Annotated in this window: 6 protein-coding genes; all 6 read left to right on the top strand. The window is 68.8% G+C overall.

All coding sequences use genetic code 11. The features are described 5' to 3' along the window. The first annotated feature begins 3 nt into the window (after nt 1–3). The 6 genes from ACSVC7_RS17290 to ACSVC7_RS17265 all read left to right on the top strand — a co-directional run bounded on the left by ACSVC7_RS17290 (nt 4) and on the right by ACSVC7_RS17265 (nt 14,577). On the top strand, nt 4–912 hold the full coding sequence (locus ACSVC7_RS17290) for a type-F conjugative transfer system secretin TraK (RefSeq protein WP_448205438.1): 909 nt from the start codon (nt 4–6) through the stop codon (nt 910–912). After that, entirely contained in the window at nt 912–2,585 is a 1,674-nt protein-coding gene (locus tag ACSVC7_RS17285; RefSeq protein ID WP_448205437.1) for a TraB/TrbI/VirB10 family type IV secretion system protein, read from the top strand. Before ACSVC7_RS17290 ends, ACSVC7_RS17285 begins: the two co-directional genes overlap by 1 nt. 164 nt (nt 2,586–2,749) lie before the next feature. After that, complete coding sequence (gene traV / locus ACSVC7_RS17280; RefSeq protein ID WP_483508458.1) at nt 2,750–3,265, top strand: type IV conjugative transfer system lipoprotein TraV; 516 nt, start codon at nt 2,750–2,752, stop codon at nt 3,263–3,265. 28 nt (nt 3,266–3,293) lie between these two features. Continuing rightward, the gene (gene traA, locus ACSVC7_RS17275) at nt 3,294–3,629 is read left to right on the top strand and encodes a TraA family conjugative transfer protein (protein ID WP_448205473.1); all 336 of its coding nucleotides are present in this window, start codon (nt 3,294–3,296) and stop codon (nt 3,627–3,629) included. A 92-nt stretch (nt 3,630–3,721) separates the two neighbouring features. Next, nucleotides 3,722–10,873, top strand: coding sequence for a beta strand repeat-containing protein (locus ACSVC7_RS17270; protein ID WP_448205435.1), 7,152 nt, complete (start codon nt 3,722–3,724; stop codon nt 10,871–10,873). 17 nt (nt 10,874–10,890) lie between these two features. Further along, entirely contained in the window at nt 10,891–14,577 is a 3,687-nt protein-coding gene (locus ACSVC7_RS17265) for a hypothetical protein (RefSeq protein WP_448205434.1), read from the top strand. The last annotated feature ends 75 nt before the right edge of the window (nt 14,578–14,652 follow it).

The raw sequence follows: 14,652 nt of genomic DNA, 5'->3' as shown, positions 1-14,652 counted from the left end.
ACCGTGAACACGCGGATTTGCTGCGCCGCCCTGGCGCTTGGTCTGGTCGCCACCCCGGCGCTCGCCGGATCGTCCTCGGCACCGTCCTGGCGGACCGTGGAACTGCCGCCGGTCGGACGGGAGGTCGTTGCCGAAGCGACTGGCAAGAGCGCCGCCGGCAACGCGAACATCGACGATTTGCTCCAGCCGGTCAGCCTGAGCGTGTCGCCGGGTGTCAACGAGTTGGTCTACGTTGCGCGGGACAATCTCAACCGCATCGTGACCCCGTTCAGCCACCCGGAGGTGAAAGGCCCGGAGGGCATGACCGTCGATGTGCACGACAACGTCGTCTACATCGCACCGGGCGGCAAGGCGCCGGTCAGCGTCTACATCACGGAAAAGGGCGAGGAGACGGTCGCGATCAACCTGACGCTGGTGCCGGAGGAAATTCCGACGCGGGAAATCCGGCTCATGCCGAAGGGCGGGCGGATGCCGATCGCCGCCGGCAGCGCGGTCAAGGCCCAGCAATGGGAGCAGTCGCACCCCTACATCGACACGGTTCGCCTGGTCATGCGCGACATCGCGCTCGAACGGATTCCGCAGGGTTACAATCTGCGTCGCACCGACTCATCCGACCGCGTGCCGGTGTGCCAACCACCGACCGGCGTGCAGGTCAGCTTCGCCGACGGCCAGACGATGGGCGGCGCCAACCTCGAAGTGCGGATCGGCACCGTGACGAACCGCAGCGGCGGCGCGGTGGAGCTTCTGGAAACGTGGTGCGCGCAGGACCTCGGCGTGGCGGCGGTGTCCTTCTGGCCGCACGTGGTCCTCGCGGCTGGTCAGACGTCGGAGATCTACGTGGCCCTGCGCCGCGGCGGCAGTGAGCGGTCCAGCGCATCGATCCGTCCGTCCCTCCTTGGCGGGAGCCGCTGATGCAGCTGAAGGAATTTTGGAACCGGCTCCACCCGACGGTGAAGCGGTCCATCGCGGTGGCCGGCGCCGCGTCCGTGGGCCTTGGCGTGATCTGGATGGGCAACTCATCGATGGACAAGCCCGAGCAGAAGCGCGACAGCTCACAGATCATCAAGAGCGTGCTGACCGACCGCGACCCCCGCGATGTCGGCGTGGACGCCATGGCCGCGCAGCTGGAAATCCAGCGCCGCAAATCCGACGAACTGGAGCGCACGATCGGCTCGCTGCGTCGCGAGATCGAACTGTCGAAGAAGAACGCTCCGCCGGACAGCGAGGGCGTCAAGCGTCTCCAGGCGACGGTCCAGGAGATGCAGCGGCAATTCAGCGATTTGCAGCAGCAGCGCGACCGCGAGCGGCTTGCCAAGGTGGGGGGCGGGACACCGGTCATCGGCAAGCCGCCGGGTGGCGAGGGCGATGCGCCGGGCGCGACCACGCCGCCCGGCCTGCCGGTGGAGGGTGGGGCGGAACTGCCGCCCACCGCAGCGCCTCCCGAGCCTCCGGAACCGCGCGCTCCGGACCTGACGCGCCCACCGTCCGCGGCGGACATCTTCCGCGGCGTGCGCTCGCCGGCCCCGGTGGGGCAGGGCGGCGCGTCGCGGTCGCCGACGGCGCCGCTCGCCAACCCGCCGGCGGCCGGCACACCCGCACCGTCGCCGGCGGCCGGCAGCACCGCGACCTTCACGCCGCAGGCCGGCGGCAAGGTGAAGATCGCGCGCTACAGCCAAGAGGTCGCCGCGCCACGGGAGGCCGACAAGGAGGGCGACGCCGACAACGTGCTCGCCACCGGCGACAGCGTGCCGATCCCGGCTGGATCGATTCTGAGCGGCACCCTGATCACCGGTATGGACGCGCCGACCGGTCAGTCGGCCCGGAAGGATCCCTTCCCGGCGCTGCTGCGGCTCAAGATGGAAGCGATCCTGCCAAACCGCTTCATGCTGGACGTGAAGGACTGCTTTGTGCTCATGGGCGGGTTCGGCGATCTCTCCAGCGAGCGCGCCTACCTTCGCGCCGAGACCATCAGCTGCGTGCGCAACGACGGGCGCATCGTGGAGACGCGCCTGGAGGCCTACGCCACGGGCGGGGACGGCAAGAGCGGCGTGCGGGGCCGGCTGGTGAGCAAGCAGGGGCAGCTGATCGGCCGCGCCCTGATGGCCGGCTTTATGGAAGGGGTCAGCAAGGCCTTCGACGTGAAACCCGTGCCGGTCATCCAGACGCCGACCAGCAGCGGATCGCTGGCCCGCAAGCAGCAGTATCAGTCGAACTTCTCCGAGGACAGCTTCCAGTCGGCGGCGGTGGCCGGCGCGTCGTCGGCGCTCGACCGCATCGCCCAATTCTACATCGACCTGGCGGAAGCGACGCAGCCGGTCGTCGAGGTGGACGCCGGCCGGGCCATCGACATGGTCGTCACCCGCGGGACCAAGCTGGACTTCAGCCGGAAGGGCAGCAGCATGCCGACGTCCGGCTCGGCCGTCGAGCGCGGGGCCGGCAAGCCGGGCGCCGGGGCCGGGGCGCTGTTCCCGGACCTGCCGACCGCGCCGACCACGCCAGCTGTCCCGACCACGCCAGTGCACAAGTCGCCGGGGCGGCTGAACAACACGCCGTCGAGCCGGTCCCACACGTCCTACACCGGCTGATCGCCGCTCAAAGGCATTTTTGACCCCGCAAGTTCGCGTGGGCGCGCATCTGGACGCCGGGACTTTGCGCGCCCCGTTTTGGCACTCTCGCACAATTCGAGGAGGGTTACGGCATGAGGTTTGGAGCTGGTACGCGCGCGCGCGCTCACACGGTTCGGTCGTATTTGCGGCTGGCCGGCGCGCTGTCGGTCGCCGCGGCTCTGCTGTCGGGATGTGCGGCCCTGGGCATCGGCGAAAGTGAATACGGCTGCCCGGGGCGGCCAAGCGGCGTTACCTGCATGAGCGCGCGCGAGGTCTACAAAGAGACGGACAACCGCGTCTCGCTCAGCAACGACATGCTGGCCGAAAACGCCGATCGGTCGGGCAAGGATCCCTCGGCCAAGGAGGGCGCCCGGAAGGATGGCGGAGAACGGCGCCCTGCGGCCGCGCCGCAAGACTCTGCCAGCGTGGCGGGCATGCCGGTGCCGGCGGTGCTGCCGGACGGCTCGGTCCCGGTCCGCTCGCCCAGCCATGTGATGCGCATCTGGGTCGCGGCGTTCGAGACGCCGACCGGCGATCTCGTCATGCCGGGATACGTCTACACCGAAATCGTTCCGCGGCGTTGGCAGGTCGGCCTGCCGACGCCGGACACTCAGCGCGTCCTGGCACCGCTCTCGGTGCGCAGGGCGTCCACCAACTAGCAACGAGGAGGACGGTGACGTGAAGGGGATGCACAAGGAGACCATCGCGGCGCTCGCCGCGCTGGCGGTGTTCGTGACGGCGCACGCCGCGATGGCCGGCACCGGCGGCACGGCGTTCGATCAGGTCTGGCTTGACCTGACGGAATGGACGCAGGGCACGCTGGGCCGCGTCATCGCCGGCGGCATGATCCTGGTCGGCAGCATCATGGGCATCGCGCGGCAGAGCATCATGAGCTTCGCCGTGGGTGTCGGCAGTGGGGTCGGTCTGAACAACGCGCCGCGCGTGATCGAGTCCATCGTGACCGCCACCCTGCCGGTGGTGGCCGACGCCGGCGCCAGCGTGTCGAGCGTCGCGACGTTCTAAGCGCTTTCAGGACCGGGTGAGGACGACACGCCGATGGTGACGATCGCCATCGGCGTCGGCGTTTGGGGAAACGCACGAGGGTGGGGGACAGCATGACGGGGATGCGGACCGGGGCTCTGGCGGCAATGGCGGCGCTCGTCGCGGTGACGGCGTTCGGGCAGGACACGACCCCGCCGAAGGTCTCCGTGCTGGTCAATGGTGTGGCGGCCGACGGCTCAAAACAGGTCACCATCCGCAGCATGGATGACCTGGCGGTCGGTGTGGTCGACACCGACGGGGCGTCGTCCATCCAGTCGGCGACCATGACCGACCGGACCGGGGCGGTGCAGGTCCTGACCGTGAACACCAGTGCGGCGGCCCTGAACCAGCCGCTGACCGTGTCGATAGCGGACGGCAAGGGCAAGTTCGAGATCGTCAGCGACACATGCAGCGGCGCCAAACTCGGCCCGTCGAGCGACCCGAGCGGGACCTGCTCGATCGCGGTGCGCGCCGTCGCCACCGACAACGGCACGGCGACCGGCGTCCTGCGCATCGCGCACCCCAGCAAGACCTTCGATGTCCCTCTGTCGTCGACCGTGACAGGCATGACCCAGGGCGTGGCGGACCTTTCGGGCAACCAGACCTGCGCCGCCAACCGTCAGACCAGCGTCGCCTGCGGGTCGTTCACCGTGACCAACACCGGCGGCTTCGCCATCAAGAACATCGCGGTCGTCAAGACCGGCGCCGACGCCGACAAGTTCGCCTACACGCACAATTGCCCGGCGAGCCTGACCAAAGGCCAGACCTGCACGATCACCGCCAAGGCGGTCGGCCTGACCGACAACGGAACCTTCTCCGATTCCGTGGCCGTCAGCTACGCCTCGGAAGGGACCGGGGCGTGGGCCGGCCAGACGCTGACCTCGGCGCCGCGCGAGAACACCGTCACGGTGACCGGCTGGGCGGCGAAGATCGCCTATGAGAACGCGGTCGGCACCGGCATGGACGTGACAGGCCCCGGCGACCCGGCCTACGGCACCCAGCGCCGGTTCGCCGTTAAGAACGTCGGCGAAATCACCAGCGGCGCGGTGTCGGTCTCCGTGGTCGGCAACGACTACGAGATCGTCACGAACGAGTGCGAGGGGCGCCAGCTCGCCGCCGGGGCCACCTGCGCCGTCGATGTGCGGCCGAAGGCGTCCGGCAACGGCAAGCTGGCCGGCACGCTGCGGACGACGCTGTCCGGCGTGAACACGGACCTCGCGCTGTCCGGCATCGCGCAGGGTTGGAAACCGCCGCTGCTCTCCTTCGTCGCGGCGAACGGCAACGGCATGGACGTCGACGGACCGGGTGCGCCGGCCTACGGCGCCGAGCGGGCGTTCCAGGTCCGCAACGACGGCGACCTGCCCACGCAGGCGATCACCGTCACGCTGGGGACCAGCAACAACTTCGAGCTGATCGGCAGCAACACCTGCGCCAACGCGACGCTCAAGGCCGCCCAGGTGTGCACCGTCACCGTCCGGCCCAAAGCGACGGCCGCCGGCACCTACTCGACGACGCTGCGCGTGGTGCAGGGATCGAACACCGCGGACCTCGGCCTGTCGGGCACGGCGCGCAAGTTCGCGCCGCCCTCGCTGGTGCTCGCCGCGACGGACGGCAACGCCACGCTGATGGACGTCACCGGGCCGGGCGCACCGGCCTATGGTCTGCCCGTGACCTTCACCCTGACGAACAACGGCGATTTCCGGTCCAACGCCATCGCGTTCGCGCTCACCAACTCGGCCAACTTCGAGTTCGGGCCGGGGGCGACCTGCGTCTCCGGGACCACCAAGCTCGACGGCGGTACGAGCTGCACCATCATCGTGCGCCCCAAGGCGACCAACAACGGCACGCTCGTCGGCGCGCTCAACGTGACCGGCGACAACAACCCGTCGGTCGCGCTGAACGGGACGTCGGTCGGCTTCAAGCCGGCGGAACTGGTCTTCGTCGACGCCGCCGGATACGGCATGGACGTGGTGGGGCCGGGTACCCCCGCCTACGGCAACCCAAAGACCTTCTGGGTTCGCAACGCCGGCGACCTGCCGACCAAGGCGGTCGCGGTGGCGCTGTCGGCGCTGACGAACTTTGAAATCACCGCGCAGACCTGTGCTGGCGCGACGCTGCAGCCGGCGGACAGCTGCTCGGTGACCGTGCGGCCCAAGGCGACGGCGGCGGGGCAGATCAACGCCACGCTTAACGCCACGCAGGGCACGCAGTCGGTAGCGCTGCAGTTGGACGGCAAGGCGTCTGCCTTCGCCCCGGCGAGCCTCACCATCGCCGCGACGAACGGCAACCCGAGCGCCATGGGCGTGACCGGGCCGGGCAACCCGGCGCGCGGGTCGGCCGTGACCTTCACCGTCAGCAACACCGGCGACTTCGCGTCGCAGAAGATCGGCGTAAGCCTCACCAACACTGACAACTTCGAGGTGTCGGGCGGCAGCTGCGTCCTCGGCACCACGCAGCTGGCCGGTGGCGCGAATTGCACGATCGACGTGACGCCGAAGGCGACGGCCAGCGGCCCGTTCGTCGGCGAGATCAAGGTGACCGCCGACAACCAGCCGAAGTTCGGCCTCGGCGGCACCGCGACCAACTTCAACCCGGCGCTTCTCGCCTTCGCCGACGCCAACGGCTCCGGCCTGGATGTGGTCGGCCCCGGCGCGCCGGCCTATGGCCTGGAGCGCACGCTCAACGTCACGAACAAGGGCGAGCTGACATCTGCCGCACTGACGGTGGCGCTGACCAGCTCGGCGAACTTCGACATCACCGACCAGAACTGCGCCGGTGCCAAGCTGGCCGGCGGCGCGTCGTGCTGGATCAAGGTACGCCCGAAGGCGTCCACTGGCGGCGCCTACACCGCGACGCTCCGCGCAACTCAAGGGTCGAACACGGTTGATTTGCCGCTGACCGGCACCGCCTCGGGCTTCGCGCCGGCCAACCTGCTGGTCGCGGTGACGTCGGGCAGCGCGTCGGAGATGAACGTCGTGGGGCCGGGCGCGCCCGCCTACGGCACCGCCATCACCGCCACGGTGACCAACACCGGCGACTTCCGCTCGGACACCCTGGCCTACACGCTGACGAACACCACCAACTTCGATCTGGTGACGGGCGGCACCTGCGTGAACGGTTCCACCCAGCTCGACGGCAAAGCGAGCTGCACGATCAAGGTGCGGCCGAAGGCAACCGCGTCGGGAACGATCGCGGGCAGCCTGACGCTCACGGCGAACAACAACCCGACGCTGGCTCTGTCGGGCACCGCCAGCAACTTCACCCCGGCGTCCATCGTGTTCGTGGCGGCCAACGGCTCGGGCATGGACGTTATCGGTCCGGGCGCGCCGGCCTATGGCACGACGCGGACCTTCACGCTGCGCAACGACGGCGAACTCACGTCGGCCGCGCTGTCGGTCGCGCTGTCCACGACGGACAACTTCGCCATCGCCGCCGGCGGGACCTGCGCGTCGGGCACCACGACGCTCGCCAAGGGCGCCACCTGCACGGTCAACGTCCAGCCGAAGGCCACCGCCAACGGCGCGATCAGCACGACGCTGAACGTGACCCAAGCCGGCGCCACGACCTCGCTCGGTCTCACCGGCTCGGCGCAGCGGTTCGACGCGGCCAACCTGGTGATCGCCGCCACCTCCGGCAACATCTCCGCGATGAACGTCGTCGGCCCCGGCACCCCGGCCTACAGCACGCCGGCGGAGCTGACGATCACCAACACCGGTGACTTCCCCAGCGCGACGCTCGGTCTGGCGCTGAGCAACACTACGAACTTCCAGTTCGTCGCCGGCGGCACCTGCGTCTCCGGCTCCACGACCCTGGCCGGCAAGGCGAGCTGCACCGTCAAGGTGCGCGCCCTGGCGACCGCGAACGGCGCCTACACGGGCGAGTTGCGGGTGTCAGGCAATAACGCCCCGGTCGCCGGGATGACTGGTACGGCGTCCAACTTCAACCCGGCTGACCTCGTGTTCGCCTCGGCCAGCGGCTCCGGGATGGATGTCGTCGGCCCCGGTAACCCGGCCTACGGCCTGGACCGCACTTTCACGGTGCGCAACCAGGGCGAATGGACGTCCGCGGCCATTTCGGTGTCGCTGACCAACACCACGAATTTCGACATCACCAGCCAGACCTGCGCCGGAGCAACCCTGGCCGGCGGCGCCACGTGCGACATCACGGTGCGTCCGAAGGCGAGCGCCGGCGGCACCTACTCGGGCGTGCTGCGGGTCACGCAGGCGGCCAAGAACACCGATCTGCCGCTCAGCGGCACGGCGAGCAAGTTCGCGCCGGCCTCGCTCATCATGGCGGCCACCTCGGGCAACCCGACGGCGATGGCGGTGGTCGGGCCGGGCAGCCCGGCTTACGGCGCGGCGGTGACGATCAGCGTCACCAACTCCGGCGACTACACGGCATCGCCACTGGCGTTCGGCCTGACGAACACCACGAACTTCGAGTTCGTGAGCGGCGGCAGTTGCGTGGCCGGGTCGACGCAGCTGGCCGGTGGCGCCAGCTGCACGATCAAGGTCCGGTCGAAAACCAACGCGACCGGATCTTTTGCCGGCGAGCTGGCGGTGACCTCCGACAACAAGCCGTCGCTCGGCTTGAGCGGCAGCGGTAGCAACTTCATCCCGTCCACGCTGGTCTACGTCAGCGCGTCCGGATCCGGTATGGACGTGGTCGGCCCCGGCAACCCGGCCTACGGTCTGGCGCGCTCCTTCACCGTCCAGAACGTCGGCGAGCTGACCTCGGGAGCGCTCACCGTCGGGCTGAACAACGCGGCCAACTTCGACATCGTCTCGGAGACCTGCTCGACCAAGCCCCTGACGGCGAACGCGACCTGCTCCGTCTCGGTCCGGCCGAAGGCGTCGAGCGGCGGCACCATCTCGACCACGCTGCGCGTCACGGAGAACGGGGCCGGCAGCATCGACACGGCGCTGTCCGGCACGGCGAGCAACTTCGCCCCGACCGACCTGACGATTTCCGTCGTCTCCGGTAACCCGACCGGCATGAACGTCACCGGGCCGGGCAACCCGGCGTACGGCAACACGGTCACCTTCAAGATCCAGAACAACGGCGACTTCACGTCGGATCGGCTGAGCTTCATCGTCAGCAACGCGACGAACTTCCAGATCGTCAGCGGGGGGACCTGCGTGAACGGCTCGACCCAGCTGGCGAGTGGCGGGAGCTGCACCATCCTGGTGCGACCGAAGGCGACCGCGAGCGGAAGCTACTCGGGTGAACTGCAGATCACCGCGAACAATTCCCCCGTCGCCGGTCTGAGCGGTACGGCGTCGAACTTCACAACGGCCAATCTGGTGTTCGTGGAGGCCAGCGGTGCGGGCATGGACGTCATCGGTCCGGGATCCCCGGCCTACGGCGCGGATCGCCTGTTCACGGTGCGCAACTCCGGCGAACTGACCTCGGGTGCAATCACCACGACTCTGACCAGCCTGTCGAACTTCGACATCAGCGCGCAGACCTGCGGTGGGTCCACGCTGGCCGGCGGCGCCACCTGCACGATCACGGTCCGGCCGAAAGCCTCCGCGGAAGGGTCGATCGCCTCGACGCTGCGGGTGACGCAGAACAGCAAGGTTACTGACCTCGCGCTGTCCGGCGCGGCGTCGCACTTCGCGTCGCCGTCCCTCGTCATCGCGGCTTCGGGCGGCGATCCGGCAAACATGGGGGTGAGCGGTCCCGGCAACCCGGCTTACGGGTCGACGGTGACGTTCACAATCACGAATACGGGCGACCAGACGTCGGCGACGCTCATCCTCGGCCTCTCGAATCCGACGAACTTCGAGTTCGTGAACGGCGGGTCCTGCGTGTCGGGATCCACCAAGCTGACCGGCGGCTCCAGCTGCACAGTGAACGTGCGGCCCAAGGCGACCGCGAACGGCTCGCTGGCCGGCTTTTTTACAGTGACCGCCAACAACAACCCTTCAATCCCTCTGGTCGGTGCCGCCTCGAGCTTCAAGCCGGCCCAGATGGTCTTCGTGAGTGCTGACGGCTCGGCTATGGACGTGACTGGGCCGGGCACGCCCGCCTACGGCGCCGAGCGGACGTTCACGTTGCGCAACGATGGCGACCTCCCCTCGGGAGCACTGACTGTCTCGCTCACCAGCACCACAAACTTCGAGGTGGCGAGCCAGACTTGCGCCGGCGCCACGCTGGCCGGTGGTACCACCTGCACCATCGGCGTGCGGCCGAAGGCCAGTGCGGCGGGGTCGATCGCGTCGACGTTGCGCGTGACGCAGGGCGGGGTGAATACCGACCTAGCGCTGTCGGGCACGGCGACGAAGTTCGATCCGGGTGCTCTGGCCCTGACGGCATCGTCGGGCGACCCGGCCAACATGAACGTCACCGGCCCAGGCAATCCGGCGTACGGCGGCAACGTCGTGTTCACGGTCGCCAACACGGGTGACTTCTCGTCGGGTACGTTGAAGTTCAGCCTCTCGAATACGACGAATTATGAATTCGTCAGCGGCGGCACCTGCGTGGACAACACCACCGTTCTGGCCGGTCACACGAGCTGCACGGTCGTGGTGCGGCCGAAGGCCTCCGCGTCGGGAAGTTACACCGGGAGTCTGGCGGTCGCTGCCAACAACAATCCGACAGCGGCCTTGGCCGGCACCGCGTCTGGCTTCCTGCCGGCGAACCTAGTGTTCGTCTCGCCAAACACGTCTGGCATGGACGTGGTTGGGCCGGGTGATCTGGTGTACGGAAGCGCCCGTTCGTTCACGCTGCGCAACGACGGCGAGCAGGCAAGCGGACCGGTGCTGATCTCCATCAATGGCGGGAACTTCGACCTCGTTGACAGCGGCAATTGCACCTGGGGTGCGTCGCTTACCAAGGGCGCATCGTGCACCTTCACTGTTCGACCGAAGGCAACGTGGAACGGATCAATTGGCGCGACGGTGACGATTACTCAAAACGGGGTCGGCACCACCATGAACCTGAGTGGCACCGCGTCGGGGTTCTACTACAACATTTGTCGCGCGGCGAGTGCTGGGTGGTGCGAAGTTGATCGCACACAGCCCTACAAGCTGCAGAGCACTTACATGGAGGATGCCCGAGCCTCTGGATGCGGCACCAGTCCGGAGACCAAAGCGGTCATCTACTGGAACGGTGACGTGGGTGGTAGCTGCAACTGCACGATCCAAGTCCATGCGACGCTGAATGGAGTGTTCCAGTACGCGTTCGACGCTGGTCCGGGTGTGTGCGCCTACAGCCCCAACTGAAGAACGGAGCCGGCAACATGAAGAGGAAGCTCAAGATCGCTGCCGCCGCACTGGCGTTGCTGGGCGCAGCGGGGACCGCGTTGGGGGCAACCTACGGGGACGCCAGTCCCCAGCTGACGCTGCCGTCCGCCCCGCTGGGATTCTCCATCGACGCGGGGGTTTCCACCACCTCCGCGCCGGTGACCGTGACGGTGAAAAACGAGTCCGCGGTGACTGCGCTCTCCAGCGCGCCGATGCTCCCGTCGACTTGGGTCGGCGCCTACACGCTGAGCGTGCTCGGCAAGGACGCGGCGAACAACACCAGCACCACCGACGTGCCGATCTGGTATGACCCGCCGAAAGCGGGCCTTACGAGTGCCACCAGCGGACGGGTGTCCATCCCGGCGATCACCACGCCCGTCAAGGATCAGTTCGGCAACGACGCGCTCATCAGCGAGACGCTGAAGCGCACGGACGGGAGCACGGTCACCGGCAGCCGCCAAGTCTTCGCGGCGATTAAGCCGGCGGGCACCATCGCGCTGCGGGTCAACGGCGTCGCCGTGCGGCCCGGCGCGGCCCCGGTGTCGGTCGGCGTGGTCAACTTCGCCCAGCCGATCCTGTCGGTGCCGCTGGCCGTCGACGAAGCCGGCGTGTCGGGCGAGAGCCCGCTGATCCTGCTCATCGCCGACAGCAAAGCGCCGGTCATCGAAACCACGGTGGCGACCTGGGGAGCCGACGTCGCCCTGACCACGGACAAGTGGACGGTGTATCAGGCGGTCACGCCCGTGAAGATCCAGGTGGCCGCGTCCGGCAACATGCCCTGCCAAGTGGTGGCCTCCACCACGCCGAACCGCCGCACGGACGTCTGCCGCCTGCACTGGACCTCGCTGCCTGAGGGGCTGGAACCGGCGACGGGCAGCCTGAACCTCAGCGGCCGGCTCTGGGCGGACGGGCCGCAGAAGATCGCGTACACGCTGTATTATTTCGACGGCCGCAACGAGGTACCGGTTGCGACGGGCGAGCGAACCATCACCGCCACCGCGCCCCTCGGTATGTTCAGCTTCAACCCGTCTCGCCCGGTCGCGCCGGTCACCCGCGGCATCGGCGCGGTGGACGTGACGATGGCGCAGGCCGGCGGCCCCTCCTGCACGCTCACCAGCACTCTCGACGCGGCGAAGGCGGCGAGCGGGCCGAATCAGCTCGGCTGCTACCTGCAATGGACCGCGCTACCGACCGGCGTCGCGGCCGACCCGAAGAGCACGACGCCGCGCCTGACCGGCCTATTGCGCGACGCCGGGCAGCAATCGGCATCGTGGCAGGCCTACGTGGTCGCGCCGAGCGGCAACCAGACGCTGGTGGCGCAGGGCGACGTGGTGTTCGACACAGTCGATCCGACGACGCCCGCCCTGTCGTTCGTGGCGTCGGCGCCGGACAACGGCGGGATGCTCGCGGTGCCGGTGACGGGGGGGACGATTGGCGATGTCTCCATCACCTCCGACCGGGCGATGCTCACGTTCGAACTGCGGCGCGACGGCAAGGTGATCGCGACCGACACGATCAACGCCACGCAGACGCAGAGCGTCAGCTTCTCGACGCGCCGGCCGGTCAAGGTGGACGCGGCCGAGATCTGGCGCGAGAGCCGGATCACCATGCGTGTGGCGTACCGCGACCTGCCGGACGTCTACGCGGAGGCGGCGGCCCAAGTTGTGTATGTCGCCTCCACGACGGTCAAGCCCCTGATCGCCGCCGCAACCACATCCGAGCTGGACACCAACATCCTGCCGGTGACCGTGTCGATCCGCGACACGGCGACCCCGAACGCCCCTTACTCGGCCGACAGCATGGGGCAGTGGCGCGTCCGCGTGGTGCTCAGCCAGACCGGCGGGCAATCGACGCCGCTGACGGCCTACGTCGACGTCCTGAACGGCGAGGCGGCTTTCGATGTGCCGCTGACCAGCTTCGGTGGATCCTCGATCCGCCTAGACGCCGAAGCGCAGCTCATCACCAGCAACCCGGCGGCGGCGCGGGTCGAGAAGTCGCCGCGCGCCGTCAGCGTGTCGGTGCTGCGCGGCGGCGCCATCGGCGCCGCGGTGGGCGCCGAACGCATCGTCGGCCCGGCGCCGCTGTCGAGCGCGTTCGTCCTCCAGCTCGCCAACACCGGCGACCAGGCGGCGATCGGCACGGTCGATTGGGAGGCGAGCGACGACGGGAGCATCTGGAAGACGCTTCCGGCCGGCTCGGCGAAGTACAAGCCACGCCTGACCTACCGCTTCGATGCGGGCCGGCATCTGGTGCGGGCGAAGCTGATCAACCGCTACTCGAACGAAGTCAGCTACACCGATCCCGTCGAGGTGCTGGCGTTCGACGTGCCGGTGGTCACTCTGTCTGGCCCGTCGCAAGTGTTCGTCGGAGGCCGGGCAAGCTATGTCGCGACGGTGACGGCCAAGGACGGCACGATACCGGCCTACGATCTCCAGTGGACGCAGGACGGCGGCTCGACCTGGACGGCCGGGACGGACCGCCTGGAGATCACCCGCGCGGAGGAAAGCAAGCTGCCGCTCCGCGTCCGGGCGCGCCTGCGCTCGGCGCCGACGGACCAGGACACTGCCTGGACGGAGGCGCGCATGCAGGTCGACTTCCTGCGCGTCCGCCCGCCCAACGTCCGCATCTCCGGGCCATCTCTGGCGGAAACCGGCCGGCAGGCGACGTTCCGCGCGTCGGTGACGCTGCCGCTGCCGAACATGGTGGGCACGACGCAGGGCGAATGGACCCTGCCGGACGGCACGGTGGTGAGCGGCAACGAGGTGGAGTGGACGCCGGTCCAGGCGGACGAGGCGAAAGGGTCGGTGAACTTCACCTACCGCGCCTGGATCGACGGCTTCCGCGAGGCCGGCGCGGAGGCGACCGCCGTGCAGACCGTCAAGGTGTGGACCTACCGTTGGCCGGAGTGGAGCGTGTCGGTCAACTCCACCTATGAGTCTGCGCCCTCCGACGCAGTGCTGCGCGTCAGCGCGCTCGGCAACGACCAGCGCATCGAGAACCTCGCGATCGTCTGGACGATCCCGCCGGAGCTGACCGTGCTGGACGCCCGCCGCGATCAGGGCCGCCGCGTCAACGTGGACCGCGCCGGCACCTACCCGGTGCAGATCGACATCTCCGACGCGCGCGGCAACCGGACCGTCCTCGACACCAACGTCACGCTCGGGGAGCCGCCGCCGCTGGCGATGACGCTGGAGCTGCGCCCCGGTAACAAGTATTCGCGTGCCCCGCTCGACATGACGGTGCTGCCGAAGATCACCGGCGGCCACCCGCGCAACACCCCCACGGCTTACACCTACACCGTGGATGGCGTGCAGCAGCCAGGGGCGGGAAACTCCGTGGGACGCGTGACGCTGAACGATGGCAGCCACACCGTCGGCGTCGGAGTCGACATGCGGATGGGCGACCGGGTTACCGCCGAGCAGGCGGTCACGGTCAACCCCAATCGGCCGCCAACCTGCAAGGTTGACGTGCGGGCGTGGAACTCCGGCTGGAACTATCAGGCTGTGTGCACGGACCCGGACGGCCGGATCACCAAGTACCGCTGGAAGGTGGACGGCGTCGAGCAGTCGTTGTCGTCGGACCGCATCACCATCAGCAAGCGGGATCGCCCGTCGGCGCCGCTGGTGTCGGTGATCGGCGTTGACGACAGCGGCGCGGAATCGCCGGAGGCGGTCGCCCGCTGACGGGCCGGCCAGGGTGGGGAGCAACCGACGGCGTCCTGTTCGCAGGGCGCCGTCGGTCGTTTTAGGGCGAGAAAG

Source organism: Azospirillum mesophilum (assembly GCF_053470405.2).
The sequence above is the reverse complement of the archived record's forward strand: the minus strand, read 5'-3'. Positions and strand labels throughout refer to the sequence as shown.

What these genes read in the sequence shown, in the direction of transcription:
- ACSVC7_RS17285 (WP_448205437.1), top strand. Translation starts at nt 912, where the DNA reads ATGCAGCTGAAGGAATTTTGGAACCGGCTCCACCCGACGGTGAAGCGG.
- traA (WP_448205473.1), top strand. Translation starts at nt 3,294, where the DNA reads ATGCACAAGGAGACCATCGCGGCGCTCGCCGCGCTGGCGGTGTTCGTG.
- ACSVC7_RS17270 (WP_448205435.1), top strand. Translation starts at nt 3,722, where the DNA reads ATGACGGGGATGCGGACCGGGGCTCTGGCGGCAATGGCGGCGCTCGTC.
- ACSVC7_RS17265 (WP_448205434.1), top strand. Translation starts at nt 10,891, where the DNA reads ATGAAGAGGAAGCTCAAGATCGCTGCCGCCGCACTGGCGTTGCTGGGC.